Consider the following 26,930-nt stretch of genomic DNA (forward strand, 5'->3'; position numbering starts at 1 on the left):
CGCCACCCTTTTTTGCGGCTTGTGGGGGGGGGGCGTTTTTTTTTAAAACCCCCGGGGGCGGTTCAGGTATAAATCCCCCCCCCCCCTCTTAACGGGGGGGGCGGGCCCGCCCCCGCGAGAGTGGAGGAATTGTGTCACCATGAAGAAATTCAGTATTTTGAGCGCAGCCATATTTGGCCTGATGATGACCGCGCCGGTCGCCTTCGCCGACGACATCACCTTTTCGGTGGTCGGACCGATGACCGGTCAGCTTGCCACCATCGGCGATCAGTTCAAGCAGGGCGCGCAAGCCGCCGCTGACGCGATCAACGCGGCTGGCGGTGTCGATGGCCGTCAGATCAAGCTCGACATCGAGGATGACCAGTGCGATCCGAAGCAGGCGGTTTCGGTCGCCAACCGCATCATCGCCAATGGTGTCAAGTTCATCGACGGCCACGCCTGCTCGGGCTCCAGCATCCCGGCCTCCGCTGTCTACGCCGAAGCCGGCGCGCTGATGATGAGTCCGGCTTCCTCGAACCCGGTGCTGACCGACGCAGCGGCGAAGGCCGGCTGGCCGACGATCATGCGCCTCTATACGCGCGACGATGCGCAGGGCGCTTTCATCGGTCCATGGATCGCCAAGAAATATGCCGGCAAGAACGTCGTCATCATGCACGACAAGAGCGCCTATGGGCAGGGCGTGGCCGATGCCGTCAAGGCAACGATGAACCAGAACGGTCTCAACGAGATCCTCTACGAGGGCATCAACGCCGGCGAGAAGGACTACTCCGCGCTTGTTACCAAGCTCAAGGAGCTGAAGGCTGATGTCGTCTATTTCGGCGGCTATCACCCCGAAGCCGGCCTCATCCTGCGCCAGTCGGCGGAGCAGAACCTCAAGTTCCAGCTGATCATGCCGGACTCGATCGCTTCGCCGGAATTCTGGCAGGTTGCCGGTCCGGCCGGCGAAGGCACCATGTTCGTCTTCCCATCGGATCCGCAGGCGAAGCCCGAAGCCAAGGAAGCCATCGCCAAGATCAAGGCCGGCGGCTTCGTGCCGGAGGGCTTCACGCTGTTTTCCTATGCGGTGATCCAGGCCTTCGCCGAAGGCATCAAGCGCGCCGGCAGCGACGACCCGGCCAAGGTCGCCGAAGCGTTGAAGAACGGCCAGGCGATCAGCACGGTTGTCGGTCCGGTCACCTTCGACGAGAAGGGCGACCTCAAGAACGCCAGCTACGACATCAACCAGTGGCACGACGGCAAATACGCCCCGATCCAGCCGTAATGACCGCGGCGCCGCAAGCTGCGCTGGTGTAATCGAACATGGCCGGGGGTCAAACCCGGCCATGTTGTTCTTGGCGATGCCTTTGTGACGCGTTTGAGATCACTTCGTGGATAAGGAAACTGCGGTCAGCTGTGGTTCCTCGGTAAAGCGAACCAGCACGGTTCCGTCGGTGACCTGCGCGCCTTCGGCAGCGATCTCGGCGATAACTCCGTCATGGGGGGCGGCAATGGTGTGCTCCATCTTCATCGCCTCCAGGATCAGCAGCGGCTGGCCCTTGATCACGGTCTCGCCTTTGGCCGCACGCACCAGCTTGACCAGGCCCGGCATCGGCGCGCGCAGGCTGCCGGAAGCGGCGGCTTCGTCGGCTCGCGCCAGCGGGTCCGGCACGGCAAAACCGTAGCCGATGGCGCCTTCGAAGACGGTGACGTGGCCCGGCCAGCGGGCGAGGCGAGGCGCGGCGCGCAGATCATGCGAATTGACGCTGTCATAGGGCGCGTCCAGCGCCACCTCGAACCGCCTGTCCGGCCGCACCGACACGCGCGCGACGATCTCCTGCTCGCCGAACTTCAGCCGCGTCCGCCGCGCCACAGCGTGGAAATGTGCATAGCCGGCCAGTGACGACCAGGGATCGTTCGAGGACGGCACGGCCGCACCGGACGCGGCAAGTGCTGCTGCGGCAATCGTCTCGCCGCTCGGCGGCGGAACCGCTGTCAACGCCTGCTGATGCCTGGCGATCAGCCCGGTGTCGACATCGCCCGCCGAAAAATCCGCATTTGCGACTAGCGCGGCAAGGAAGGCAGTGTTGACCGTCGAGCCGGCGATTTCGGTCTGCGACAGTGCCGTGCCGAGTGCGATGAGCGCCGCCCGCCTGTCCTTGCCATGAACGATCAGCTTGGCGATCATCGGGTCGTAAAACGGCGAGATCGGATCGCCGGCCCGCACACCGGTTTCGATGCGCATGCTCGCACCCTCCGGTGCCGCCTGCGGGAATTTCAAATGGTGCAAGGTGCCTGTCGCCGGCAAAAACCCTCTTGCTGCGTCCTCGGCATAGATGCGCGCCTCGAAGGCGTGGCCGGACAGCGAGATCTCGCTCTGCGTTTTCGGCAGTTTTTCGCCGGACGCCACCCGCAACTGCCACTCGACCAAGTCGGTGCCGGTGACCATCTCGGTCACCGGGTGCTCGACCTGCAGGCGGGTGTTCATCTCCATGAACCAGAAACGGTCGGCCTTCAGACCTTGCGAGGCATCGACGATGAACTCGATCGTGCCGGCACCGCAATAGCTGATCGCCTTGGCAGCCTTTACCGCCGCCTCGGTCATTGCCTTGCGTAGCGCTTGGGTCATGCCGGGGGCGGGCGCCTCCTCGATCACTTTCTGGTGGCGGCGCTGCGCCGAGCAGTCGCGCTCGTAGAGATGCACGACATTGCCAAAATTATCGCCGAATATCTGCACCTCGATGTGGCGCGGCTTGTCGACATATTTCTCGACCAGCACGCGGTCGTCGCCGAAAGCGGCTTTCGCCTCGCGCCGCGCGCCCGACAGTGCTTCCGAAAAATCATCGGGATGCTCGACGCGCCGCATGCCCTTGCCGCCGCCGCCGGCGCGCGCCTTGATCAGTACGGGGTAGCCGATCTCGCGCGCCTTGGAGGCGAGCAGCACGATCTCCTGCGCCTCGCCGTGATAGCCCGGCACCACCGGCACGCCGGCCTTTTCCATCAGCCGCTTGGCCGCGTCCTTCAATCCCATGGCACGGATCGAGGCCGCCGACGGGCCGATGAAGATCAGCCCCGCCGCGACCACCTGGTCGACGAAGTCGGGATTTTCCGAGAGGAAGCCGTAGCCCGGATGGATGGCCTCGGCACCCGTGGCCAACGCCGCTGCGATGATCTTGTCGCCGCGCAGATAGCTTTCGTTGACGGGAGAGGCGCCGATATGCACCGCCTCGTCGGCCATCTCGACATGCAAGGAGTGAGCGTCGGCCTCGGAATAGACGGCGACGCTGCGCACACCCATCCTGCGTGCCGTGCGGATCACCCGGCAGGCGATCTCTCCGCGGTTGGCGATCAGGATCTTGGCGAGCATCGGGCCTCCACAGGCAGAGCTTGCCGCCAACGGCGCGAATTCTCTTTACGCGAGCTGCGGCAATGCCCCGTTTGTAGTCTGGCCGTCAAAGGATAGGCAAGCGAGGCCTGCCTACTTGGAGGCCGCGATTTCGCAAGCTCCCCCGGTCGTGACCTTGTAATGGCTGCGGGTGGCCTGGCAGGATTTCATCGCCATATCCTCGGCGGCCTTTTGCGAGGGCGCATTCAAGCGCGAGCCGCACATGATGTACAACGAACGCACCCGGGAATACGGTGTGGTCGCATAGGCTGAATGGCCGCTGGCCGCCACATAGGCCTTATATGCCTTGGTGCACGGCCGATCCGCGGTTGCCGGAAAATACGGGTAGAAACGGACGTCGCCCTTGCTTCCAGCCAGCGATTCCGCGGCGCCGACATTCGGTGCAGCGGCCACAAGCAGTGCAAGCACCGATATGGTTGCTCGTGTGATGGATAAAGATTTCATTGCCCAACCCATTTGAAAAACCCAAAACTGGCAGATATTCGTCTACTTGGAGGCCGCGATTTCGCAACCTCCGCCTGTCGTAACCTTGTAACTGTTGCGGGTGGCCTGACAGGATTTCAACGCCAACTCTTCGGCAGCTTGCTGTGACGGTGCATTCAAGCGCGAGCCGCAGATGATGTACAGCGAACGCACCCGGGAATACGGAGTGCTTGCATAGGCTGAATGGCCGCCGGCCGCTACATAGGCCTTGTAAGCCTTGGTACATGGATCCTTCGGGTTCTGCGGCAAATAGGGATAGAAACGGGTCTCGCCCTTGCTTCCCGCCAACGATTCCGCCGCTCCGATGCCAGGTACCGTGAATACAAGAAAGCCGGCAAGTATCGACGTGATTGTACTTTTGACGTGTCTCGGTGTCATTTTTCCCCCTGGAAGAGCGAACGCCAACAGCATCTCCTACTTGGAGGCAGCGATGCTGCAAGCTCCCGCGGTTGTGACCTTGTAGCTCTTCTTGGCCGACTGGCAGGACTTGAGCGCCTGCGCCTCTGCAGCTTTTTGCGACGTTGCATTCGCACGCGCGCAAATCATGAACTCGGTCGCCCAATTGAATGGGGTCGACGCATAAGCGGAATGGCTGCCGGTCGCCACATAGGCCCTGTATGCCTTCTGACAGCCTCCCGTCGAGCCAGGCGCGAAATAGACGGGATAGCGGCTGTCGCCCTTGCTGCCCGCCAACGACTCCGCTGCTCCGATGCCGGGCACCGCTAACACCAGCAATCCTGCAAATATGGATACAGTTGTTTTCTGAAAAAGCCGACGTCTCATCTTCGCCCCATCCCCATTGCTATCCGACCCGTTGCTGCCGCAGCTACTTGGAAGCGACTACGCCGCAGCCGCCGACCATGTCCACTGTGAACTTCTTGCGACCGGCTTCGCATGACTTAAGCGCGAGCGCTTCGGCAGCCTTCTGCGACAGTGCGTTAATGTGCACGCCGCAGACGAAATATAGGACCCTTGCTCCGGTGATGGTTGATGCGTAGGCGGAATGACCGGCCGCAGCCACGTTGGCGTTGTAGGCCTGTCTACAATTGCCTTCCGAACCTTGCTGAGGGAGATACACGAAGGAACGCTTATCGCCGACTTTCCCAGCCAGCGACTCCGCTGCACCGATGCCAGGCGTCGCTAATATAAGCAACCCCGCAAGTATAGACGCAGTTGTTTCCTGGAAAAGCCGCCGTCTCATCTTCGCCCAATCCCCATTGGTATTTGCGATGATCAATAGCCGTGATTCTTTCGGCTGGCCAGATCAACAAGCAAAAATAGTCTGGAGATGTGGACGGGTTTGTCGCCCGCGCAGGGTCACACCCTGCCGAGTGCAGCAACTACCCGCTGATACAGTTCGGCCGTCGGCTCGTCGAAGCAGCAGAAAATGACGGTTTCCGGAACGATGTTCTGGCCGATGAAGGCACTCACAGTGCCGACAGCAATTTGTGTCGCCTGATCCTTAGGATAGCGGTAGACGCCGGTCGAGATCGCTGGAAACGCCACCGTCCGGCAGTCCTTTGCGGCGGCGATTTCGAGTGACCGGCGATAGCAGGAGGCGAGCAGATCGGCCTCGCCTTTGGCGCCGCCTTGCCAGACCGGTCCGACCGTATGGATGATATAGCGTGCCGGCAGCCTGTAACCCTTGGTGAGTTTTGACTCGCCAACCTTGCAGCCATTCAGCATCCGGCATTCGAATTCAAGCTCGGGACCGGCCGCGCGGTGGATGGCGCCATCAACGCCGCCGCCACCCAGAAGAGAGGTATTGGCGGCATTGACGATGGCATCGACCGCCAGCTTCGTGATGTCGCCGGTGTGAACCCGAATCCTCTGGCCGACTTCGCTCATCTCACATCCTGAACACGCCGAACCGGGTCTCCTCGATCTCGGCGTTCAGCGCGGCCGACAGGCTGAGCGTCAGCACGTCGCGGGTCTTGGCCGGATCGATGATGCCGTCGTCCCAGAGCCTTGCCGACGAATAGAGCGGGTGGCCTTCATGCTCGTATTTCATCAGGATCGGCTTCTTGAATTTTGCTTCCTCTTCGGCGCTCCATTCGCCGCCCTTGCGCTCGATGCCTTCGCGCTTGACGACGGCCAGCACCGTTGCCGCCTGTTCGCCGCCCATCACCGAAATGCGGGCATTCGGCCACATCCACAGGAAGCGCGGCGAATAGGCGCGTCCGCACATGCCGTAATTGCCGGCGCCGAACGAGCCCCCGATGATCATCGTTACCTTCGGCACCTTGGCGGTGGCGACCGCCATCACCAACTTGGCGCCGTCTTTGGCGATGCCGCCGGCCTCGTATTTTCGCCCGACCATGAAGCCGGTGATATTCTGCAGGAAGATCAACGGGATCTTGCGCTGGCAGCACAGCTCGATGAAATGCGCGCCCTTCAGCGCGCTTTCCGAAAACAGTACGCCATTGTTGGCGATGATGCCGACCGGCATGCCGTTGAGGTGGGCGAAGCCGGTGACCAGCGTGGTGCCGTAATTCTGCTTGAACTCATCGAACTCGGAGCCGTCGACGATGCGGGCGATCACCTCGCGCACGTCGTAAGGCTGGCGCAGATCCGTCGGCACGATGCCGTAGAGTTCATGTGGATCGTGAAGCGGCGGAATCGATTTCTGCAAGGCCAGGTTTACAGTCTTGTTCCGATTCAGGTTTTTGACGATACGCCGGCATATGGCCAGCGCATGCTCGTCGTCGAGCGCATAGTGGTCGGCAACGCCGGAAAACCTTGCATGCACGTCGGCGCCACCGAGGTCCTCGGCGGTGACGTCCTCGCCGGTGGCCGCCTTCACCAGCGGCGGGCCGCCGAGAAAGATGGTTGCCTGGTTGCGCACCATGATTGTCTCGTCCGACATCGCAGGCACATAGGCGCCGCCCGCCGTGCACGAACCCATGACGCAGGCGATCTGCGGAATGCCGGCGGCCGACATGTTGGCCTGGTTGTAGAAGATGCGGCCGAAATGATCGCGGTCGGGGAACACCTCGTCCTGGTTGGGCAGATTGGCACCGCCGCTGTCGACCAGGTAGACGCAAGGCAGATTGTTCTGCAATGCGATCTCCTGTGCACGCAGATGCTTCTTCACCGTCAGCGGATAATAGGTGCCGCCCTTCACCGTGGCGTCGTTGACGACGACCATGACTTCGGTGCCTTCGACGCGACCGATGCCGGCGATGAGGCCGGCCGACGGGATGTCCTCGCCATACATCGACCACGCGGCGAACTGGCCGATTTCGAGGAAGGGCGAGCCGGTATCGAGCAATTGGGCGAGACGTTGCCGCGGCAGGAGCTTGCCGCGGGCGACGTGCCGCTCACGCGCATCTTCCGAGCCGCCGCGTTCGACCGTGGCCGCTTTCTCAACAATATCAGCGACCAGCGCCCGCATGCGCTCGGCATTGGCGCGGAAGATATCGGAGGCGGGCGAGATCTGCGAGGTGAGGGTGGCCATGGCGTTACCGGATCAGCTCGATCTTGCAGCCGACATCCAGGTCGCCCCAGTCGCGGTCGGCGGTGACGGCAATGGCGTTCTCGCGAATTGCCAGCGCGAGGCAGGCCCGATCGCCTAGCGACAAGCCGCGATGCCGCGTCAGTTGGCGAAGCTGCCCGGCGGCGATGCCCATCGCTTCGTCGAAAACGGCGATCGGCATGCCGAGACTGGCGAGGTCGTCCGCGGCCTGTTCCATGCTGCGTCCCTTGTCGATCAGCTTGGCGATGATTTCGGCCGCATTGATCGAACTGCATTGTGCATCCGGCGCGAATCCCAAAGCATTATCGGTGCCTTGCTCGTTGAGCAGGATTGCGAGCGCCGCCGAACTGTCCATGACGTAGGGCTTCATTTCGCCCGCTTTCCCGTCGTCCCTTCGGCGTGAAGCCGGTCCAGACGCTTGTCGCTTCGATGCTGCTCTTCCCGCCGCTCCTTCAGAAATTCGTCGACGACGCTCTCACCGGGCTGTTTCAGCGCCGACAATTCGGCCTGAACGCGTCGCAGATTCTGTAGCCACGATCTTACCCGCAGCTCGCCGTTTTCGACATGCAGCATCATGTCCTCGCCAGGCTTCACGCCCATCTCCTCGCGCATTGGAGCAGGGATGACGAAGCGCCCGCCCTCGCCAAGCTTGACGCGCTCGCGTTTCGCCGGAACCCGAAGCGGCGATTTGCGAGTTCTGTGATCGAATCGTGCTTGCGGATCTTCGTCAAATCCGGATTTTCCCGTTCTGCCCGCCATCGTTCGTCTCACTTCGATTATGGTACATCTTCCGAAGTATGCCACATCGTGCGGCTTCTGGCAAAACTCAAAAGAATGCCATTACGCGCCCTCCGCCATGATTTCTCGCCCGATCAGCCAGCGACGGATTTCGCTGGTGCCGGCGCCGATCTCATAAAGCTTGGCGTCGCGCAAAAGCCGGCCGGTCGGGTAATCGTTGATGTAGCCGTTGCCGCCCAAAAGCTGGATGGCGTCTAGCGCCATCAGTGTCGCCTTTTCGGCGGCGAACAGTACACAGCCGGCGGCATCCTTGCGCGTCGTCTCACCGCGATCGCAGGCGGCGGCTACGGCATAGACGTAGGCGCGCGCGGCGTTCATCGTCGCATACATGTCGGCGAGCTTGCCTTGCACCAGCTGGAACTCGCCGATCGGCTGGCCGAACTGCTTGCGTTCGTGCACGTAGGGGATCGCCACATCGAGGCACGCCGCCATCAGACCGATCGGGCCGCCGGCAAGCACGGCGCGTTCGTAGTCGAGGCCTGACATCAGCACCTCGACGCCGCGCCCTTCCTCGTGCAGCACATTGTCGAAAGGCACTTCGACATCCTCGAACACCAACTCGCCGGTGTTCGAGCCGCGCATGCCGAGCTTGTCGAGCTTTTGCGCCACGGAAAAACCGGCAAAGGCTTTTTCGACGATGAAGGCGGTGATGCCGCGCGAATTGAGTTCCGGATCGGTCTTGGCGTAGACGACCAGCGTCTCGGCATCCGGCCCGTTGGTGATCCACATCTTGGTGCCGTTGAGCACATAGCGATCGTTGCGCTTTTCGGCGCGCAGGCGGAGCGACACCACATCGGAGCCGGCGCCGGATTCCGACATCGCCAGCGCGCCGACCTTTTCGCCGCTGCAGAGCGAAGGCAGATATTTTTCCTTCTGCGCCTGCGTCGCCCAACGGTTGATCTGGTTGACGCAGAGGTTGGAATGGGCGCCGTAGGAGAGGCCGACCGAGGGAGAGGCGCGCGAAATCTCCTCTATCGCGACGACATGGGCGAGATAGCCCATGCCGCTGCCGCCGAAATCGGGATCGGCGGTGATGCCGAGCAGGCCAAGCCCGCCGAGCTCCGCCCACAGATGTGCCGGAAATTCATTCGAGCGGTCGATCTCGGCGGCGATCGGTGCGATTTTCTCCTGGGCGAAGCGCCGCACCAGGTCGCGTAGCGCCTCGATGTCTTCGTCAAGCCCGAAGTTGAGCGTCTGCGTGTACATGCCGTTCCTCCCGGCGCACGACCCCGAAAATCGGGATCATGCGCGAAATCAAAGTGCTACAGCGTCCTTGAGCGCTCGAATGGACGCACGGCGTCGTAGCTCGGTGTCGCGCCACCGCGCTTTGCTCCAACAAGGCGCATTGTCATTGCTAGATATGTAGCGGTGACTTCGGCGATCGACAGCCGTTCGCCCGGCCGGAACCAGACGATGACGCCGGTCATCATCTGGATCAGCGCCATGGCGGTGAGCCCGGTGTCTTCGACGCTGAACAAGCCCGCTTCGACGCCGTCGCGCAGGATAGCGCGCAGCTCCTTCTCGTAGGCCGTGCGCATGCGCAGGATCTGCGCGAGTTTTTCGTGCGACAGGCTGCGCAGCTCCATGTTCGAGACATGGGTGGAATGGCGGCGTTCGATATGGAAAGCGATGTGGTTTTCGACATAGGCGGCAAGCCGTGTTGCCGGATCGGCGCCGACAGGGTGCGCCGCACGCCACGCCTCGATCAAGTCTTCCATATGCTCAAACATCAGCGTGAACAGAAGGTCCTGCTTGGTCGGAAAATAGCGATAGAGCGCCGCCGCCTGGACGCCGACTTCGGCCGCCAGCTGGCGCATCGACATCGCCTCATAGCCAAGGCACGCAATCAGGCTGACCGCCGCCTCGCGGACCGCAGCTTCGGTCTTTTCGCCGTCGGAACCGGTCGTGCGCGCCACGATAGCCACCTTTCACGACATAATAAAACAAACGTTCAATTAATTCAAGGGCCGAGCCATGTCCGGGCAGGGCAATCGCGTCAGGTTTGCGCTGCCCCTTGTATCTGCACCGTAGAGATTTTGTGCGAGGAAGCGAATGAGCAGGATCATGCCTTGCTAGGCAACAATCCTGAAACCCGCGGACATGTCGCGAGCCTCGATCTCCTCGACGTCAACCTTCGAAACCGTTGCCCCTGGCGGCCCTTGCCAAAGCCGTTGGATGATTGTGGAGACCGCCGCATCGGTCCCTACAATCAAGGCTGTCACCGAGCCGTCAACTTCGTTGCGCACCCAGCCGGCAAGGCCAAGTCCAGACGCCTCGCGCCGCGCCCAAACCCGGTAGCTGACGCCTTGCACCTTGCCATATATGCGTACCTGCACCGTCCGGTCGTTCATCGCGCTCTCCATCCTTTGAGTCGAGTCTGGCGCATCGCCATGCAAATTCAACCGCGCAGCGTGGATCGAAGGTCTCTCCCGGTCGCGGTTCGCCAGCTTCGCATTGCGAGACAGGCGGCGTGCTCCATCAAATGATTGACTAAGTCAAATAATAGGCGATCATAGTTCGACGGGAGCGGTCTTCCCCCGAAGGAGGTCGACATGCCGGCCGAACGGAATGCCCTTGTTACCGAGATCCGCGGCTTCAACCGCTACTATACGTGCCTGATTGGGCTGCTCGACGAGACCTTGACGCACAGCGCCTATACGCTGGGCGAGGCGAGGCTGCTGTTCGAATTGGGCCACCGATCCCGTGCTGCCGCCAACAGCGACGGTGAGGCAGGGTTTCTTGCGCGGGCGTTCCACCTCGATCTCGGGCCGGCGGCCTCCGAAATCGCTGCCGAACTCCGGCTCGATCCGGCCTATGTCACACGCGTCCTGAGGAAATTCGCCGCCGCCGGCCTGACCGAGACATGCACCGACCCAGCCGATCGGCGTCGACACGTCGTGTCGCTGACCGCTCAGGGCAATGCGGAACTCGCCAGGCTTCAGGCTGCGGCGGATCGCGATCTCGCCCGACTGACGGCCGGTCTGGCCGATGAACAGGCTGCCGAACTATCGGATGCGCTGAAACGGGTCATGCGCCTGCTCGGGGAGAAATAGCGGGCAGCACTGGAATCGGGGCGTTGCGCCCCTCAGTTCCCCCGTGCTGCCGCCAGTGCGCCCGGCAGTTCCTCGGCAAAAATGTCGAGCTCGTGGTCGAGGCCGACGCTGACCCGGATGCAGCGGTCGAGCACCGGCACTATCGGCTTGCGGATGAACACGTCGCGCGACAACAGCGCCTGCAACACCTTCAGCGCGAAGGCGCCGTCGCGGCCGCAATCGATGGTGACGAAATTGGACGCCGAAGCCAGCGGCTTCAGCCCGTTCGCCTCGGCTATTCCGGCGATGCGCAGGCGGCCGGCGGCGACCCGCGCCACCACGCCCTCCAGCCAGTCTTGATCGGCAAGCGCCTCGACACCGGCGATCTGCGCCATGCGGCTGACGCCATAGTGGTTGCGAATCTTCTCGAAATCGCGAATCACCTGGGCTTCGGCCACCGCATAGCCGCAGCGTATGCCCGCCAGTCCATAGGCTTTCGAAAAGGTGCGCATGCGGATGACGTTCGGCCGCGCCACATCGATCGGCGGCAGCGCTGAGGCTGGCCCTAATTCCCCATAGGCCTCGTCAAGCACCAGCATGGTGGTTTCCGGCAAGGCTTCAATGAAGCGGCTGAGCTCAGACGCTTCCCACCAGCTGCCCATCGGATTGTCCGGGTTGGACAGGTAGACCAGCGGCGCCTTCTCCCTGGCGACTGCCGCCAGCAGGCCGTCGAGGTTTTCCCGGTCGTTCTCGTAAGGCACCGCGACCAGCCGGCCGCCGACGCCGGCGATATGGAAGTTGAAGGTCGGGTAGGCGCCGAGCGAGGTCACCACCGCGTCGCCGGGCGCCACATACATGCGCGCCACCAGGCTGAGCAGCCCGTCTATGCCTTCGCCGACGACAACGTTTTCGGCGCCGACGCCGAGATGCCCGGCGGCGGCCACCTTCAGATCGTGGTTGTCGGGGTCGCAATACATCCACATGTCCCCGGCAATCTCGGCCATGCGGGCAACGACGCGCGGGGAGGGGCCAAAGCTGCTCTCATTGGCGCCGATGCGGGCGCGAAAGGCGCGGCCGCGATCACGCTCCTGCGCCTCCGGGCCGACAAACGGCACCGTAGAGGGAAGGGCGGCGATAAGCGGCGTAAGGGGAGGGCGCAGGCGCATGGCAAAGGCTCGTTCGAAAGGGGCCTCTTGCTAACCTGCCGGCTTGGCTGGCGCAAGTTCCGCGGCCGGCGGGAACAGTTAGGCTGGATTCTCGCGGATCATTTTGCTAGCGAGACATGATGAGCAACCGACTGCCGCCTGCCTGGTCCAAGCATATAAAGTCTCGCCCGACGCCGAAAGTGCAGCCGCCGAAAGTGAAACCGCCGTCGCGCGCGCAAGCTGACGACATGCTGCTGCGACAGGCGCTCGAACTTCAGCAAGCCAAGCGGCTCCCGGAGGCGGAGGAATTATGCCATCGCGTTCTCGCCCGCACGCCCAACCACCCGCTTTCCCTATACATCCTCGGCACGCTGGGGTTAGGTGTCGATGACGAGTTGGCTCTCCAGTATTTCGCGCGGGCGGCAAGCCACGCACCCCAAAATCCGTATTTCCACCTCAGCCTGGGAGAGGTCGGTCTGAAGCTCGGCGACAGCTTGCTTGCGATCGGGCACCTGCAGCGCGCCTGTGAATTGAAGCCCGATCTGGTGGAAGCGCTTTGCGGACTGGCGCGTGCCTACGTCAACTTCGACAAGGCCGAGATGGCTTTGCCCCTTTACGAGAAGGCGCTAAAGATCAACAGCGATCATCCCATGGTCCGGACAGGTCTGGCTGCTGCACTCACCAGCGTCGGTCGCATGGACGAAGCCGGAGCGTATCTGAAGCAGGCAATCGAACGTCGCGTCGATGTTGGAGAGGCCTACAATAGCCTGGTCGACACGCGCAAGTTCACCGAAAAACCTGCCGAGCTCGACTTTATCCTGAGCGAACTCTCCAATCCCAAGCTTGACCCGGATGTTGCATCGCAGCTCCATCACGCCGCAGGCAAAGTGCTGAACGATCTTCAGCGTTATGAAGAGGCGATGGATCACTTCCAGAAGGCAAAAAAGGCCGCTGGCCGTGGTTTCGACCTAGAGTCCTTCCGCCGCTATGTCGATTCCATGATCGAGATATTCAGCCCGTCATTGCTGGAAGCCAAGGCTGGCCACGGCAGTCCGTCCGAAGTGCCTGTGTTTGTGCTGGGCATGCCCCGGTCGGGGACGACGCTGACCGAGCAAATCTGCGCGAGCCACCCAAATGTTCATGGCGCCGGGGAGCTTACGAAGTTACGGCGAATGGCGGGCTTGATTGGTTTCAGAATGGAGACGAATGAGGCCTTGCACAGTTCGATCATGTCGATAACGAAGGATCGGTCGAGAGCGCTGGCCGAAGAATATCTGTCCTATCTGCGTCAACACGCGCCTGCAGCGCTCCGCATCGTCGACAAGATGCCTCATAATTTCGAGCTTGTCGGCTTGATCGGAATTCTCTTTCCCAACGCGCGCATCGTTCATTGCCGCCGCGATGCCATCGACAATTGCGTCTCGTGCTTCGTCTTGAATTTCACCAAGGATCACAGTTACAACGCCGACCTTGAGATGCTCGGGTTGTATTATCGCGAGTATGATCGCTTGATGCGGCATTGGGATAAGATCATGCCGGGACGTATTTTCGAGAACCACTACGAGATGTTGATCGCGGATCAGGAGACGCAGTCGCGCCGTCTCATCGATCATCTTGGATTGCCCTGGGATGATTCCTGCCTGCGCTTTTTCGAGAAGGACAGGTCGGTCAATACCCCCAGCCGCTGGCAGGTGCGGCAGCCGATCTATACATCATCGGTCAAGCGCTGGAAAAAGTATGAGGGCACAATCCAGCCGCTGATCCGGTCGCTTGGCGACCTCGCCGAGATTTGATTTGGAGCTGGCAGTCCACATTGCGTGGACCGCAGGTTCCGGCTGAGTTCCAGCATGCAGAATTTCTAGGCACCGACAGAGAAATGATCGCGGCCCATATTTGCGGCGCCATGTGTCACGCGACTTGATGGTCGCGCCGCTGTAATACAAGAAACCCGGCGGTTGCCCGCCGGGTTAGATTTCAATCAGGCTCAGTTCGTCAGAACGAGCGCTGGAAGCGGAGCATGCCGCCGATGCTGTCCTTGTCGTCGGCATTGGTCCAGTTGCGATCGTAGGCTTTGTCAAACTGACCGTCGTGGGCCCAATCGACTTCGGCAGTGATCGTGAAACCGGGAACGATATCGTAGGCTACGTTCGCAGCGACGCCGTAGTTCTTGTCGTCGTCAACCGATGCCTGGAGGTTCAACGAGGTCTTCTCGTTGATGGTGTAGGTACCACCACCCCATACTGCCCAGTTGCCGCCCCACTGCTTGTAGAAGTTGCGGTCGATGTTGTCGTCCGAACCGTAACCGGCCATGACGAACAGTGTCAGGTTCTGTATCGGCGTCACGTCGAGGCGAACCTTGCCGGCCCACTCTTCCCAGGTGCTGTCGTAGGCGGCGACGCCGGTGATCGAGCCCCAGCCCTGCGTGTATTTGATACCGCCGACTACATACGGAACATAGCTGTCGATGGAATCATTGCCGCTGTTGCTGTCTTGGAAAATGCCAGGATCCGCAGCGGCACTGCCCGAACCGGTTTCCAATGAGGCCACGGCCGAGAAGCCGTTGCCCGCATCGAAATAGTACTGGACGACGTTGGTGTCGAAGCCGCCGTAGGGGACCAGCGTATCCTGGATGACGTTGCCGGCGTAGCCGATGAACGTATCGAAGGCCGATTCGTCCTTACCGACGCGGAGACCACCGAGCTGGACCCAGGCGAAGTTCAGCGAAACACTCGTTCCGCCATTAAAGTTGTCATCAAGGTAATCGTTGTGGTTACCCCAGTTGAAACGGGTCTCAGTGTAGGTCTTCAAGGTGCCGAGCTCGGTTTCCTGACCGGTCCAGGTCTTCAGCGTGAAGCGGGCGTGCTTGTAGTAGGTATCCTGCGAGTCGCCGTCCTGCTGATCGGTGGTCTTTGCACCGTCGAACGAGCCAACGTCACCGACGCCGATGTCGTAACGAACGTAGCCGCCGATGCGCAGGCAGGTTTCGGTGCCGGGGATGTAGAAGTAGCCAGCGCCGTAGACGTCGCAAATCTTGACGTATTCAGCGGGTTCCGGCTCGGCGACGACGACGGCGTCGGCGGCGCGCGCACCGGAAACTGCGATCAGTGCCGCAGCGGAGCCGAGAAGAAGGCTCTTGATGTTCATTTTCTGACCTCCAGTCAAAAGTTAAAAAACGGGTCTGGGTATTCTTTGCTGAAGGACAGCGTTCCCTGCCCCATCCCCACTACCGAAAAAGATGCGCACCGCGCCGCTCCTTCAAACCCGACATTACCCATGAGACGACGGCGTTCAACCACGATCGTACCGGCAAAAGGTTTGTGTTGACGCTATACCCCGGCGTTGTTGCACAAATGACACGATTTGGCCTCACTCCGAAAGCTCCCGTTAACCAACAGCCCTTGGCAAGCCGTTGCGAACGGCGGATTCCGGCGATGGTCGGCCCGAAATGTGACCATGGCCCGAGTCGCGAACCAGGGAATTGCCGCAGAATCGCCATATCGCTGGGCGGCGCTTTGGCGAAGGGTCGATTTTTCAAGGATAATAGCGCCAGCTTGTTGATTGTGCCGGCGCTTTTCTTTATCCACCGGCGCAACGGAGAGGTGGCCGAGTGGTCGAAGGCGCTCCCCTGCTAAGGGAGTAGAGGTCAAAAGCTTCTCGTGGGTTCGAATCCCATCCTCTCCGCCACCCTACGCCCTGCGGGCTTCGGGTGGCAGGCCACCCGAAACCGCATTTTGGGCGTAGGGTGTCGCCCGAAGCTACGAAGTAGCGTAGGGGGACCATGTGGTACGTCTATTTCCTGCAACTCCGTAACGGCGATGTTTATGTCGGATCGACCAACGATCTTCGACGCCGTTTTGATACGCACCGATCCGGCCATGTGACTTCGACTAAGGCTTATCTGCCTGTAATCTTGAAGGCCTACATCGGGGTTGAAACCGAGGCCAACGCACGGCAACTCGAGCGATATTTCAAGACCGGTTCGGGCAAGGCCTTTGCGAGTAAACGTTTTTGGCCAACAGGGCCTCACTGACGGACTTAGGACTTATCTGTTTGAAATGTAAATAAAAACGGCCCAACGAGCTGCTTTTCGTCGACCTCCGCCCTCGATTCTGACTGGAGGTCAGAAAATGAACATCAAGAGCCTTCTTCTCGGCTCCGCTGCGGCACTGATCGCAGTTTCCGGTGCGCGCGCCGCCGACGCCGTCGTCGTCGCCGAGCCGGAACCCGCTGAATACGTCAAGATTTGCGACGTCTACGGCGCTGGTTACTACTACATCCCCGGCACCGAAATCTGCCTGCGCATCGGCGGCTATGTCCGTTATGACATCAGCGCTGGCCAGGCTGGCTCGTTCGACGGCGCCAGGTACCAGGACCTTAAGGATGCCTTGAATGGCGAAGACAACGTCAACGACGGCTATTACAAGCAGGCTCGCTTCACGCTGAGGACCTACACCGGCCAGGAAACCGAGATGGGCACCTTGAAGACCTACACCGAGACCCGGTTCAACTGGGGAACGGGTCACTATGACGACACCGGCTTTTCCGACTTTGGCAGCAGAGGCGTTTCGCTGAACTTCGCCTGGGTTCAGCTCGGTGGTCTTCGCGTCGGTAAGGACGAAACAGCCTTCAATACGTTCACCGGCTACGCCGGCAACGTCATTCAGGATACGATCGTTCCCTACGGCGGGTTCGACACCAATGTCGTCCAGTATTACTTCGATGCCGGCAACGGCTTCTCGGCGGTGGCTTCGTTGGAAACCGGTGAAGGCTTTGTCGTTGACGGTGGCGCCCTCAATTTCGGTCACGACTCGATCGACAGCTATGTTCCGTATGTAGTTGGCGGCGTGAAGTACACGCAGGGTTGGGGATCCATCAGCGGTGTTGTTGCCTATGACAGCAGCCTGGAAGAATGGGCCGGCAAGGTTCGCCTCGACGTGACGCCGATGCAGAACCTGTCGCTGTTCTTGATGGCCGGCTACGGCACTGACGACAACGCTCCGCGCAATTACTACAAGCAGTGGGGCGGTAACTGGGCAGTCTGGGGCGGTGGTACTTACACCATCAACGAGAAGACCTCGTTCAACCTTCAGGCGTCGTATGACGAAGCCAAGGAAGCTGGCGTCGCGGCCAATATCGCCTACGACATCGTTCCCGGCTTCACGATCACGGCCGAAGTGGACTATGCTCACAACAGCCATAAGGTCTCAAGCTTCGACGGCATCGGTCCCTATGAATACAACTGGACCGGCATCCCGGCGGACAAGAAAAACGCCGTTGGCGGCTTCCTCCGCTTCCAGCGCTCGTTCTAAGGGCTGGACTTAAGGCAAGTGAAATCCAGCCCGGGCGCTTTAACGTCCGGGCTGTTTTTGTTTTCGCGACTGGTAGCAAACAGAAGGAAAAAGGGGGTTCGGTGGCTGAACAGGGTTGTGGAACGATGTCGTTGGGATCCGCCGCTGGTGGATGAAATCGGCCGCAACGCTTAAAACTCTTGAAAGGGCACCGCCAAGCAGGTAGGTCTAGGCCTATCCACCCGGGGGTGTGGCGAATAATGACGAACGATGCGATTCAAGAGGGAGGAACCTCTGATCATTTTTCGATGTTTTCTTCTCAAACTGCAAAGATAAAATACAGTTACAACAAGATACGAGAAGTAAAGTCGCATAGGATTGGAGAACTTTTTTCAGCATACCGGGACGTACTTTGGGATGACGGGCGGCATAAATACAATGTCAGCTCTTTCATCGGCGAAATAGACGAGATTCTCCTCGGGGAGCGTTTCAGCGCCTTTGACCAAAGCACCCTCGACAACCTTATCGGCACCTTGCGCCAGCGCGGCAACAGTAACGCAACCATCAATCGGAAGATGGCTGCCCTCAGCAAACTGCTGCGCAAGGCCCACAAGATGGGGGATATCCACAGCCTGCCCGAGTTCCGCCGCCAGAAGGAGCGGGCGGGACGGATTCGTTTCCTCGAAAGGGACGAGGAGGCCCGGCTGTTCGCCGCCATCAAGAGCCGCAGCGAGGACGCTTATCGGCTTTCCGTCTTTCTGGTCGACACCGGCTGCCGCCTGGGCGAAGCGCTGGGCTTGATCTGGAACGATATCCAGGAGCACCGCGTCAGTTTCTGGATCACCAAATCCGGCCGCAGCCGCACCATTCCGATGACCGAGCGGGTAAAAGAGGTGATCAAGCTGCCGGCCAGCGAGGGCCGCCGGCCCAAAGGCCCGTTCACCAAGCTCAGCCAGGCGCAGTTTCGCGCCATCTGGAACGATGCTAAGGCCGAAGTCGGGCTTGGCGCCGACGATCAGGTCGTGCCGCATATATTGCGCCATACTTGCGCCTCGCGTCTCGTCCAGGGCGGCATCGACATCAGGCGCGTACAGATGTGGCTCGGTCACCAGACGCTGTCGATGACCATGCGCTATGCGCATCTGGCCACCAACGACCTCGATGGCTGCGTCACCGTGCTGGAGACGCCGCGGTGCAGTGGCGCGGACAGTGGCGGGGCAAGTCCTTTGTCTTCTCCACCTCCGGCAAGACGCGAACCAAAAAGCGAGCCGGTCGCAAGCAAGGCCCCAAAGCCCGCGAAGAGAAGCGCCAAATCCTGACGGCTTGATATCAGGCAGCCGCTCAGGTTTGCGCCGCCCCTCATTGCCCTGCCGGGCATTTCTCCCCGTAGAGTGACGGGGAGAAAGGCGCCTTCACGAAAGATTTCGCTAATCTCGAGCGTTGCGGCCATCCCCTTCTCCCCGTCGCTATGCGGGGAGAAGGTGCCGGCAGGCGGATGAGGGGCAGCGCCGACATGGAAAAAATTATTCCCCAAAATTGCAAGCGGAACTGTCAATCGCTGCCAGAATGCTTTGACCGACGCAAAACGAGCGCCTGAATTACTTCACCCCGTCGAGTTTTACTTCCAGCCGCCCCGCCGCTCGGCTCGATTGAAAAAACCAGCGATCCTGCCCGGCAGGTTGCCGGTCTCGAGGAATGGTGCATGCCCCTGGCCGTCGGCGGTGATCGTCTCGATATCGGTATGGCGCGTCCGCATCTGCTCGAGTGTTTCGGCCGACAGCAGCTTCGAGTTGGCGCCGCGTATGACGAGCATCGGGATCGCCGCCAGCGCGTCGAACTGCGGCCACAGATCGGGCAGCGGCCGGCTGGGGTCGAGGCCCGCCAGCGTCTCGACCAGTTTCGGATCGAAATCGGGCAGAAATCCCTCCTCGGTCTCGCGGTAGAGGGCTGATGCCATCCGCTCCCAATCCGCATCGGTCAGCGCCGCAAAATCCGCGCCATGGGTGCTTCGCAGGCCGCGGACCACCTCTGCGTACGCCTTCGGCCCGGGCGTGGGGTCGAGATAGGAGCGGATATGGGCGAGACCTTGCGGCTCGATCACCGGGCCGATGTCGTTGAGGATGATGGCCTTCAGCACGGCCGGCCGCATCGCGCCGAGCACATGGATGATCAGTCCGCCGCGCGACGTGCCGATGAAGGCAGCCTCCTCAATGCTCAGCGCCGCCAGCCCGGCGAGAATATCGCCAGCTTCGATGCCGATATTGTAATGGCCGATATCGGCATCGTAGGCGGACTGCCCGCGCCCGCGATAGTCGAAGGCAACGACCCTGCGCTTCGCCTGCGTCGACAGATAAAGCGCCAGCTCGTGGAAATCACCGCAATTGCGGGTCAGGCCGGGCAGGCAAACGACTGGCCAATGGCCGGAATTCGCTTCGCCGTAGATGCGGGCGTGCAGGGACAGCCCGTCCGGCGCGGCGTAGAAGAAATCGGAAAACCCGCGCGACATTTCGACTTGGCTCCCACTGGATTATGCCGGTTGCTAAAGGCGAGGGCGCGAAGGATCGCCAGCCTCGCCTGACGCCCCGTCGTCAGCCTCGGCCGTTCACCAGATCTCCGACAATGTCGTATTTGTCGGAGATACGCATCTTGTAGACCTCGTAATTCTCCATCACGCGCTGGACGTAACTTCTTGTTTCCGTGTAGGGAATCCGTTCGATCCAGTCGACGACGGCATCGACGTCCTTGCCGCGCGGATCGCCGTATTTCGCCACCCACTGGGCGGCGCGGGTGGGGCCGGCATTATAGCCGGCGAAGGTCAGCACGTAGGAGCCGTCGAAGCGGCCGAGCTGCTCGCCGAGAAAGGCAGCGCCCAGCGTCGCATTGTAGCCGGCATCGGTGGTCAGCCGGGCCTGAGAAAATGTCATGCCGGCCTTCTTCGCCAATTGCTTGGCAGTGCCCGGCATTAGTTGCAGCAGTCCGCGCGCGCCGGCGCTGGAGACGGCGCCGATGTTGAACTCGCTTTCCTGGCGGGCAATCGCATAGGCCAGCGCCTTGCCCGAGCCGGAGATGTTGGCGGTGTCGGGAATGACGCCGAGCGGATGCGACAGCGCGCCGACGTCGATGCCACGCGCACCGGCGATCTTGCCGACCTTCAGCGCCATGAAATGGTTGCCCTGTCTTTCCGCCAACACCGCAAGCAGCGCCAGTTCGCCGGGGCTGGTCAGCTGCCCGGCAAGGTCGCGATAGAGCGTTTCGGCGTAGCGGTCATAGCCGGCCTCCTGCAGCCGCTTGATGGCGCTGACCGCCTCGCGGGTGGCAAAATTCCGGCGGTCGCCGGCACTTGGCGAGGGATAGACGATGTTGAGGGTCTGCCGGCCGACGCGCTCGCCGGCGAGCTGGCCGTAGAAGGTCGTGCCGTAGCTGGCGGCGCGGCTGAAATAATCCTTGGCATTGCCGGGGCCGCCGACTTCGGCGGCGCGGCCGAGCCAGTAATAGGCGCGCGACAGCGACATCGGTGCCTGGGCGAGCTCCGCGATTCGCGCAAAATGCTTGGTGGCGGTGCTGGGGTCGTTGAGGCCGCGCAGCGCGTACCAGCCGGCATGGAACTCCGCCTCGGCGGCATTGGCGGGACTTTCGGCGGCATGCGCGGCGACTATTCTGTAGGCGGTCTTCATGTCGCCCTGGTCGACCAGCTCGCGCGACAGCACCCGGCGCTCGACCCACCAGGCATCCGCATCGACCAGAGCGTCACGGTCGCCCGGCGCCTTCATCACCAGCGCGGCGGCGTCGGAAAATTTCTGTTGCTTGCGCAGATATTCGGCTTCGGCAAAGAGATAGCCGGCCGCCCGCTGCGCTGCCGGCACCGCCTTCAGCAGCTTGGCTGCGTTCTTGTCGCCTTTGCTGACGGCCGCCCAGGCGTCGGCCAATTGCTGGGCGCCGGCGAGACCGGCGACGCGCAGCGCCGAAGCGACCCGGTCGGCATAGAACATGCGCTCCATGCGGAAGCGATGGTCGGCGGCCGGGATCAGCGCACCGAACTCGCGGATGACCGCCGCCTCGTCCCCGGCTTCGAGCTTTTCGGTGCGCCAGAATGGCGACAGCACCGAGCGCGCCGCCTTGGTATCGCCTAGCGCTACATAGGAGCGGGCAAGGATCACCACGCCCTCGAAGGTCAGCGGCTGGCTGCCGTCGAACGCCCGCACCACGATCTGCGGCGTCGGGTTCTCGCGATAGAGCGCGCGCTCGCTGTTCTTGCGCAAGGCGATCGTACCCGGCCAGTTCGGCAGCATCTTTGCCGCATCGGCGATGTCGCCGCTCGGCACCTGGTCGCCGCCATAGAGCGCGATCGCCCAGGCAAGGATGTGCCGGTCGAGCGACTTGGCCGGCAGCGCCTCGCGCACCTGGCGCGCGCGCTGAATGTCGTTTGCCGCCAGCGCATCGAGACCGCTCTTCAGCGCCGCGACGCTGGCGGACAGCGACGGGGACTGCTGCAGCGCATCGTTCTGCGGCTCCGTCATCGGGATCGCCGACGTGACCTGCACATCGACGCTGCTGCCGATCGCCGCGCCGGGAATCAGCACGACGATCGCGCCGAGAAGCGCGAAAAGATGAGGCCGCCTGGTCGGCATGGATCTGGTCATTTCCTGTTCTTCGACGTTACAGCAGGCACAGACGAATTGAAGCCTATTCGTCTGTGATGAAGGGCCCGTAAAGAAAACCTTGTCGAGGACGTTCGAATTGCGATTGCTGGCGCAATGCTTGCCGCGCAACAATGTCGAGACTATGGTGCGCCGCTTCGCTTTCGGCTAGAAGGCGCGCACGACAAAACCGTGCGTCTTCTCAGACGCGCAAAGGACGCTGTAGCACTTTAAATTTGGTGCATGATCCCCAGCGAAAATCGACTGCGATTTTCCTGGTCATGCGCTAGTCCCAAGGAGTTGGACGACATGCTGAGAGGCTCGCTGACCGCGCTCGTCACACCATTCGAAAAGAGCGGCCGTTTCGACGAGAAAGCCTTTCGCGCGTTCATCGCCTGGCAGATCGCCGAAGGCACCACGGGCGTGGTCCCGGTCGGCACCACCGGCGAGTCGCCGACGCTGTCGCACGACGAGCACCGCCAAGTCGTCAAGGTCTGCATCGAGGTCGCCAAGGGACGGATTCCGGTCGTCGCCGGCGCCGGCTCCAACAACACCGAAGAGGCGGTTGGCCTGGTCCAGTATGCCGAGAAGGCGGGCGCCGACGCGGCCCTTGTCGTCACGCCCTATTACAACAGACCGACGCAGCGCGGCCTCTATGCGCATTTCGCCGCCGTCGCCAAGGCGACCAGCCTGCCGATCATCATCTACAACATTCCGCCGCGCTCGGTGATCGACATGAGCCCGGAAACGATGGGCCAGCTGGTGCACGACTTCAAGAACATCGTCGGCGTCAAGGATGCCACCGGCAAGGTCGAGCGGGTTTCGGAGCAGCGCGCCACCTGCGGCAAGGATTTCATCCAGCTCTCCGGCGAAGACGCCTCGGCGCTCGGCTTCAACGCGCATGGCGGCGTCGGCTGTATCTCGGTGACGGCAAATGTCGCGCCCAGGCTCTGCGCTGAATTCCAGGAGGCGACGCTTTCCGGCGACAGCGTCAAGGCGCTCGACCTGCAGGACCGTCTGTTGCCGCTGCACAAGGCGATTTTCCTGGAACCCGGCGTTTCCGGCGCGAAATATGCGCTGTCGAAGCTGGGCAAGGTCGAGAACGTGCTGCGCTCGCCGCTGATGACGGTCGAGCCGTCGACCGCCGAGAAGATCGACGCGGCGATGAAGCACGCCGGCTTGATAAACTAGGGATGAGGCGCCACCTCTCCGCATCATGAATCAAGTCAGAAAAGCCGATCCCAACAACAAGACCGTTGCGGAAAACCGCAAGGCGCGGTTTTCCTATGAGGTGCTCGACACGATCGAGGCCGGCCTGGTGCTGACCGGCACCGAGGTTAAATCGCTGCGCCAGGGCCAGGCCAACATCCAGGACAGCTACGCTTCGGTCGAGGGCGGCGAGATCTGGCTGATCAACTCCTATTTGCCGGAGTATCTGCAGGCCAACCGCTTCAACCACGAGCCGCGCCGCCGCCGCAAACTCCTGCTCAACAAGCGCGAGATGGCCAAGCTGTCGCAGAGCGTCGACCGCGAAGGCATGACGCTGGTGCCGCTAAAAATCTATTTCAACGACCAAGGGCGGGCGAAGGTGCTGCTCGCCGTTGGCCGCGGCAAGAAGCTGCACGACAAGCGCGAGACCGAAAAGCAGCGCGACTGGTCGCGCGAGAAGGGCCGGCTGCTGAAAGAGCGAGGGTGAGGAGCGGTCCGCGAAGCGGACGAAAAGCCAACGATTTGGCTTTTCGAGCGACGAACGCCCGGAGCCATAGCGGAGGGCAGGGCGGACCAATAGGGATAGGTCTCGTTTGAAAAACCGGATCGTCTTGTGGGGCGCGGCCAGTCTGCTCCTGGCGGGCCTCGTCCTGGCCGGCGGCTATACCTACTTTCAGACGTTTTCTCCGGATCGCGGCAAATATCCGGTCAGGGGCATCGACGTTTCTCACCATCAGCGGCAGATCGACTGGCGGCGTGTTGCCGCCGACGATGTCGCGTTCGCAATTATCAAGGCAACTGAAGGCGGCGACCATGTCGACGATGTCTTCGCCGCCAATTTGCGCGCGGCCCGCGCCGCCGGCCTTGTCGTCGGTGCCTATCATTTCTTCACCTTCTGCAGGCCGGGTGCCGATCAGGCACGCAATTTCATCTCGGTGGTGCCGCGTGATCAGCCTTTGCTGCCGCCGGTGGTCGACATCGAATTCGGCGGCAATTGCCCGCAGCGGCCAACCCCCGAACAGCTGAGCGCCGAACTCGCCGCCTTCCTCGGCCCCGTGGAGGCAGCGTTCGGCAAGACGGCGATCCTCTATGTGACCGATGAGGCGGCGCAAGCCTATGCCGGGCAGATAGCCGGCCGCCCGCGCTGGCTGCGTTCGCTGGCGCTGCGGCCAGGCCACGACGACTGGATCTATTGGCAGTACCACAACCGGGGCCGCGTCGACGGCATCAGCGGCGACGTCGACCTGAATGTTCTCCAGGGTGGGCCGGCGACGCTGGCCGCGTTGTTTGCCGCAGGGCCTGAAGCGATGTCGTCGGATTGACGCTATTCCTGTCCAGCGAGAGCAGCCTCAGTGGCGCGAAGACGGAACGACGAAGCCTTCGCAAATGTAGCTATTCATATCGCAGGCGGCACCGTGCTAAGTACATTTGATGCCGGAGCGCCCTTCATCAGCCAAAGACAGCAACGCCCCGCCTGCTGCGACGGACGGCGGCGATCCCCGCTTGGCATTTGTCTACGCGGAGGCGGGCGCGGCCTCCAACACCAGCAGGGCGTGGTTGAAAGTCTCAATACGCGCGCTGGAAATCTGATTTTCGCAACTGCGTTCGCGAGTTCTCTCCTTGGAGGCAGGGCGCTCCTGGATGGCATAGGGCCTTGGGACTGGCTGGCGCTGACATTGCTTTTTCTTATCGGACTGCTCGGTCGCGATTATGTTGTGGCCATATTACAACTATACGTTCCGTTTCGATCCAGAGCAGCTGCTCCAGGACTTCGTCGATCAGGATCCTCCCGCAACCGTGGATGGGATGCATCGGGCGCTTACGTTGCGCATCAAATCCGACATGGCCAGCAATTGGCGGATCATTCAACGCCTGCGCGTCGCGCTGCAGTTCGCACTGTTTCTATGGTTGCTGGATCTCTTGGCCTGGTTGTTCGCGATTGCCCGAATCTAAGCCTTGTACGCTGGCGGGCCGCGCCCGACTCTATGTCTTCAGAAAAGTTTCTATCTGGCTGAAGACGTTGACGAACATCGCTTCCGTCAGCACGCCCGTATTGGTGTTGTAGCGCGAGCAATGGTAGCTGGAAAACAGCGTGACACCGTTGGCCTGCTGCTGGCCGCCGTGCCGGAACGGATAGACGGCGACGCGCTGGCCGAGCGCCCGCACGGTCGACTGGTGCGCGATCGAGCCCAGCGCCAGCACAGCGCGCAGGTTTGGAAACCGCGCGATCGTCGGCACCAGGAACGTCCGGCAGGTCGCTATCTCGGCGCCAACCGGCTTGTTGTCCGGCGGCACGCAGCGCACAGCATTGGTAATCGCCGTACCGACAAGCTCCAGCCCGTCATCTGGTCGCGCCGTGAATTCGCCGCGCGCAAAGCCGTGCGCGATCAGCGTGTTGTAGAGCAGGTCGCCGGCATAATCGCCGGTGAAGGGGCGCCCCGTCCGGTTCGCCCCGCGCAGGCCAGGCGCCAGCCCGACGATCAGCAAGCGCACCGCATCCTCGCCTTCCGGTGGCAAAAAGGTCGGCACCGGCGCGTTGAACCAGGACGGCTCGCGCTGCCGCCATTGCGCGATGAAGTCGTGCAGCCGCGGACAAAGCGGGCAGTTGCGATCGGGCTCCGGCGAGACGACCAGGGGCGCGGTCAAGGCGACGACCGTCAATAGTCTTCCTCGTCGACTTCGGCCGGCTCGGGCCGGCGCACCGGCCGCTCCGACGGATCGCGGCCGACTTCATTCTTGAGCGTCATCAAGTCGATGAAATGGTCGGCCTGGCGGCGCAGATCGTCGGAGATCATCGGCGGTTGCGAGGCCATGGTCGAGACGATCGACACCTTGCGCCCGCGCCGCTGCAGCGCCTCGACCAGCGTGCGGAAATCGCCGTCGCCTGAGAAGATGACATAATGGTCGACGACATCGGCAAGCTCCAGCGCATCGACGGTCAGCTCGATATCCATATTGCCCTTGATCTTGCGCCGACCGGTCGAGTCGGTGAATTCCTTGGCCGGCTTGGTCACCACCTTGAAGCCGTTATAGTCGAGCCAGTCGATCAGCGGCCGTATCGAGGAGTATTCCTGATCCTCGACCAGCGCGGTATAGTAATAAGCGCGCAGCAGGTAACCGCGTTTCTGGAAGCTCGACAGAAGTTTGCGGTAGTCGATGTCAAAGCCCAGCGCGCGCGAGGTGGCGTAGAGATTGGCGCCGTCGATAAAGAGAGCGATTTTTTCACGAGGATCGAACATGGAAAAATGTCCTTTTTCGAAATAAGCGGTCGTCTAAATGCGTGGCGACTATCGGCCGGTCTGATAATAGAGCTGTTGGCCTTCATCGTTCGAGATAACGCCAGTTTTACGGCAATCCAAGGCGTCATGCGGCACCGCAAGCAATTGTGATCGGCGGTGCATCGTCGCGGTCGGCCTGCGTCAGAGCTGCGGACTGCCATAAAAGCTTGTATTTTGGCGGCGTTCGGGTTATGGACCGCGCC

General features: G+C 61.6%; 28 protein-coding genes and 1 tRNA gene. 11 read left to right on the forward strand and 18 right to left on the reverse strand.

All coding sequences use genetic code 11. The features are described 5' to 3' along the window. Positions 1-139: 139 nt before the first annotated feature. Positions 140-1,261 (forward strand): branched-chain amino acid ABC transporter substrate-binding protein, encoded by a 1,122-nt coding sequence (locus NKI85_RS23145; protein ID WP_352530396.1) that lies wholly within the window; start codon positions 140-142, stop codon positions 1,259-1,261. A gap of 99 nt (positions 1,262-1,360) precedes the next feature. Here the strand turns inward: NKI85_RS23145 and NKI85_RS23150 are convergent, their stop codons facing one another. From NKI85_RS23150 to NKI85_RS23205, 12 genes are all read right to left on the reverse strand, one after another. Beyond that, complete coding sequence (locus NKI85_RS23150; RefSeq protein ID WP_352778114.1) at positions 1,361-3,343, reverse strand: acetyl/propionyl/methylcrotonyl-CoA carboxylase subunit alpha; 1,983 nt, start codon at positions 3,341-3,343, stop codon at positions 1,361-1,363. 111 nt (positions 3,344-3,454) lie between these two features. Beyond that, positions 3,455-3,838, reverse strand: coding sequence for a hypothetical protein (locus NKI85_RS23155; protein ID WP_352530392.1), 384 nt, complete (start codon positions 3,836-3,838; stop codon positions 3,455-3,457). A 30-nt stretch (positions 3,839-3,868) separates the two neighbouring features. After that, a complete protein-coding gene (locus NKI85_RS23160; protein WP_352530404.1) occupies positions 3,869-4,243 on the reverse strand; it encodes a hypothetical protein in 375 nt (124 codons plus the stop codon). 36 nt (positions 4,244-4,279) lie between these two features. After that, entirely contained in the window at positions 4,280-4,648 is a 369-nt protein-coding gene (locus NKI85_RS23165; RefSeq protein ID WP_352530390.1) for a hypothetical protein, read from the reverse strand. A 43-nt stretch (positions 4,649-4,691) separates the two neighbouring features. Beyond that, on the reverse strand, positions 4,692-5,102 hold the full coding sequence (locus tag NKI85_RS23170; RefSeq protein WP_352530388.1) for a hypothetical protein: 411 nt from the start codon (positions 5,100-5,102) through the stop codon (positions 4,692-4,694). 80 nt (positions 5,103-5,182) lie between these two features. Beyond that, positions 5,183-5,713 (reverse strand): O-acetyl-ADP-ribose deacetylase, encoded by a 531-nt coding sequence (locus NKI85_RS23175; RefSeq protein ID WP_352530386.1) that lies wholly within the window; start codon positions 5,711-5,713, stop codon positions 5,183-5,185. Between the two features lies 1 nt (position 5,714). After that, complete coding sequence (locus NKI85_RS23180; RefSeq protein WP_352778117.1) at positions 5,715-7,322, reverse strand: carboxyl transferase domain-containing protein; 1,608 nt, start codon at positions 7,320-7,322, stop codon at positions 5,715-5,717. A gap of 4 nt (positions 7,323-7,326) precedes the next feature. Next, positions 7,327-7,710, reverse strand: a complete 384-nt coding sequence (locus NKI85_RS23185) for a type II toxin-antitoxin system VapC family toxin (RefSeq protein ID WP_352778119.1) — start codon at positions 7,708-7,710, stop codon at positions 7,327-7,329. Continuing rightward, positions 7,707-8,099 carry an AbrB/MazE/SpoVT family DNA-binding domain-containing protein gene (locus NKI85_RS23190; RefSeq protein WP_352778122.1) on the reverse strand — a complete coding sequence of 131 codons (393 nt, stop codon included), beginning with the start codon at positions 8,097-8,099 and terminating at the stop codon, positions 7,707-7,709. Before NKI85_RS23190 ends, NKI85_RS23185 begins: the two co-directional genes overlap by 4 nt. An 81-nt stretch (positions 8,100-8,180) precedes the next feature. After that, a complete protein-coding gene (locus NKI85_RS23195; RefSeq protein ID WP_352778124.1) occupies positions 8,181-9,344 on the reverse strand; it encodes an isovaleryl-CoA dehydrogenase in 1,164 nt (387 codons plus the stop codon). Between the two features lie 56 nt (positions 9,345-9,400). Continuing rightward, a complete protein-coding gene (locus NKI85_RS23200; RefSeq protein WP_352778126.1) occupies positions 9,401-10,054 on the reverse strand; it encodes a TetR/AcrR family transcriptional regulator in 654 nt (217 codons plus the stop codon). A 156-nt stretch (positions 10,055-10,210) separates the two neighbouring features. After that, positions 10,211-10,489, reverse strand: coding sequence for an acylphosphatase (locus NKI85_RS23205; protein WP_352530374.1), 279 nt, complete (start codon positions 10,487-10,489; stop codon positions 10,211-10,213). A 201-nt stretch (positions 10,490-10,690) separates the two neighbouring features. On the opposite strand from NKI85_RS23205, the gene NKI85_RS23210 reads away from it, so the two are divergent. Beyond that, positions 10,691-11,191 (forward strand): MarR family winged helix-turn-helix transcriptional regulator, encoded by a 501-nt coding sequence (locus NKI85_RS23210; RefSeq protein WP_352530372.1) that lies wholly within the window; start codon positions 10,691-10,693, stop codon positions 11,189-11,191. Positions 11,192-11,223: 32 nt separating this feature from the next. Here the strand turns inward: NKI85_RS23210 and NKI85_RS23215 are convergent, their stop codons facing one another. Continuing rightward, the gene (locus NKI85_RS23215; protein WP_352778128.1) at positions 11,224-12,336 is read right to left on the reverse strand and encodes a pyridoxal phosphate-dependent aminotransferase; all 1,113 of its coding nucleotides are present in this window, start codon (positions 12,334-12,336) and stop codon (positions 11,224-11,226) included. Positions 12,337-12,455: 119 nt separating this feature from the next. Between NKI85_RS23215 and NKI85_RS23220 the strand changes: the two genes are divergently transcribed. Beyond that, complete coding sequence (locus tag NKI85_RS23220) at positions 12,456-14,108, forward strand: tetratricopeptide repeat-containing sulfotransferase family protein (RefSeq protein WP_352778130.1); 1,653 nt, start codon at positions 12,456-12,458, stop codon at positions 14,106-14,108. A gap of 199 nt (positions 14,109-14,307) precedes the next feature. On the opposite strand, the gene NKI85_RS23225 is transcribed toward NKI85_RS23220, so the two are convergent. After that, on the reverse strand, positions 14,308-15,459 hold the full coding sequence (locus NKI85_RS23225) for a porin (RefSeq protein ID WP_352778132.1): 1,152 nt from the start codon (positions 15,457-15,459) through the stop codon (positions 14,308-14,310). 449 nt (positions 15,460-15,908) lie between these two features. On the opposite strand from NKI85_RS23225, the gene NKI85_RS23230 reads away from it, so the two are divergent. The 4 genes from NKI85_RS23230 to NKI85_RS23245 all read left to right on the forward strand — a co-directional run bounded on the left by NKI85_RS23230 (position 15,909) and on the right by NKI85_RS23245 (position 18,922). Then, positions 15,909-15,999, forward strand: a tRNA-Ser gene (locus NKI85_RS23230). Positions 16,000-16,093: 94 nt separating this feature from the next. Then, a complete protein-coding gene (locus tag NKI85_RS23235; RefSeq protein ID WP_352778134.1) occupies positions 16,094-16,345 on the forward strand; it encodes a GIY-YIG nuclease family protein in 252 nt (83 codons plus the stop codon). A gap of 97 nt (positions 16,346-16,442) precedes the next feature. After that, positions 16,443-17,624: a porin gene (locus NKI85_RS23240; protein ID WP_352530364.1), complete on the forward strand. Its 1,182-nt coding sequence runs from the start codon at positions 16,443-16,445 to the stop codon at positions 17,622-17,624. Between the two features lie 239 nt (positions 17,625-17,863). Then, positions 17,864-18,922, forward strand: coding sequence for a tyrosine-type recombinase/integrase (locus tag NKI85_RS23245; RefSeq protein ID WP_502900685.1), 1,059 nt, complete (start codon positions 17,864-17,866; stop codon positions 18,920-18,922). Between the two features lie 299 nt (positions 18,923-19,221). Here the strand turns inward: NKI85_RS23245 and NKI85_RS23250 are convergent, their stop codons facing one another. Together NKI85_RS23250 and NKI85_RS23255 are read right to left on the reverse strand one after the other, a co-directional pair. Continuing rightward, the gene (locus NKI85_RS23250) at positions 19,222-20,109 is read right to left on the reverse strand and encodes an alpha/beta fold hydrolase (protein ID WP_352530362.1); all 888 of its coding nucleotides are present in this window, start codon (positions 20,107-20,109) and stop codon (positions 19,222-19,224) included. An 82-nt stretch (positions 20,110-20,191) separates the two neighbouring features. Next, positions 20,192-22,231 (reverse strand): lytic transglycosylase domain-containing protein, encoded by a 2,040-nt coding sequence (locus tag NKI85_RS23255; protein WP_352778227.1) that lies wholly within the window; start codon positions 22,229-22,231, stop codon positions 20,192-20,194. A 318-nt stretch (positions 22,232-22,549) separates the two neighbouring features. On the opposite strand from NKI85_RS23255, the gene dapA reads away from it, so the two are divergent. From dapA to NKI85_RS23275, 4 genes are all read left to right on the forward strand, one after another. Beyond that, positions 22,550-23,431, forward strand: a complete 882-nt coding sequence (dapA, locus tag NKI85_RS23260; protein ID WP_352530360.1) for a 4-hydroxy-tetrahydrodipicolinate synthase — start codon at positions 22,550-22,552, stop codon at positions 23,429-23,431. A 25-nt stretch (positions 23,432-23,456) separates the two neighbouring features. Then, positions 23,457-23,936, forward strand: coding sequence for an SsrA-binding protein SmpB (smpB, locus tag NKI85_RS23265; RefSeq protein ID WP_023719895.1), 480 nt, complete (start codon positions 23,457-23,459; stop codon positions 23,934-23,936). Positions 23,937-24,042: 106 nt separating this feature from the next. Further along, positions 24,043-24,771, forward strand: coding sequence for a glycoside hydrolase family 25 protein (locus NKI85_RS23270; protein WP_352530358.1), 729 nt, complete (start codon positions 24,043-24,045; stop codon positions 24,769-24,771). 388 nt (positions 24,772-25,159) lie between these two features. Beyond that, positions 25,160-25,402, forward strand: a complete 243-nt coding sequence (locus NKI85_RS23275; RefSeq protein WP_352778137.1) for a hypothetical protein — start codon at positions 25,160-25,162, stop codon at positions 25,400-25,402. Between the two features lie 30 nt (positions 25,403-25,432). Here NKI85_RS23275 and NKI85_RS23280 read toward each other — a convergent pair whose 3' ends face one another. After that, the gene (locus NKI85_RS23280; RefSeq protein ID WP_352530354.1) at positions 25,433-26,110 is read right to left on the reverse strand and encodes a uracil-DNA glycosylase; all 678 of its coding nucleotides are present in this window, start codon (positions 26,108-26,110) and stop codon (positions 25,433-25,435) included. Continuing rightward, positions 26,107-26,688, reverse strand: coding sequence for a LabA-like NYN domain-containing protein (locus tag NKI85_RS23285; RefSeq protein WP_292657898.1), 582 nt, complete (start codon positions 26,686-26,688; stop codon positions 26,107-26,109). The genes NKI85_RS23280 and NKI85_RS23285 overlap by 4 nt, the downstream gene beginning before the upstream one ends. Positions 26,689-26,930 lie beyond the last annotated feature (242 nt).

It is taken from the genome of Mesorhizobium sp. M0571, from assembly GCF_040320985.1.
Taxonomy (GTDB): domain Bacteria; phylum Pseudomonadota; class Alphaproteobacteria; order Rhizobiales; family Rhizobiaceae; genus Mesorhizobium.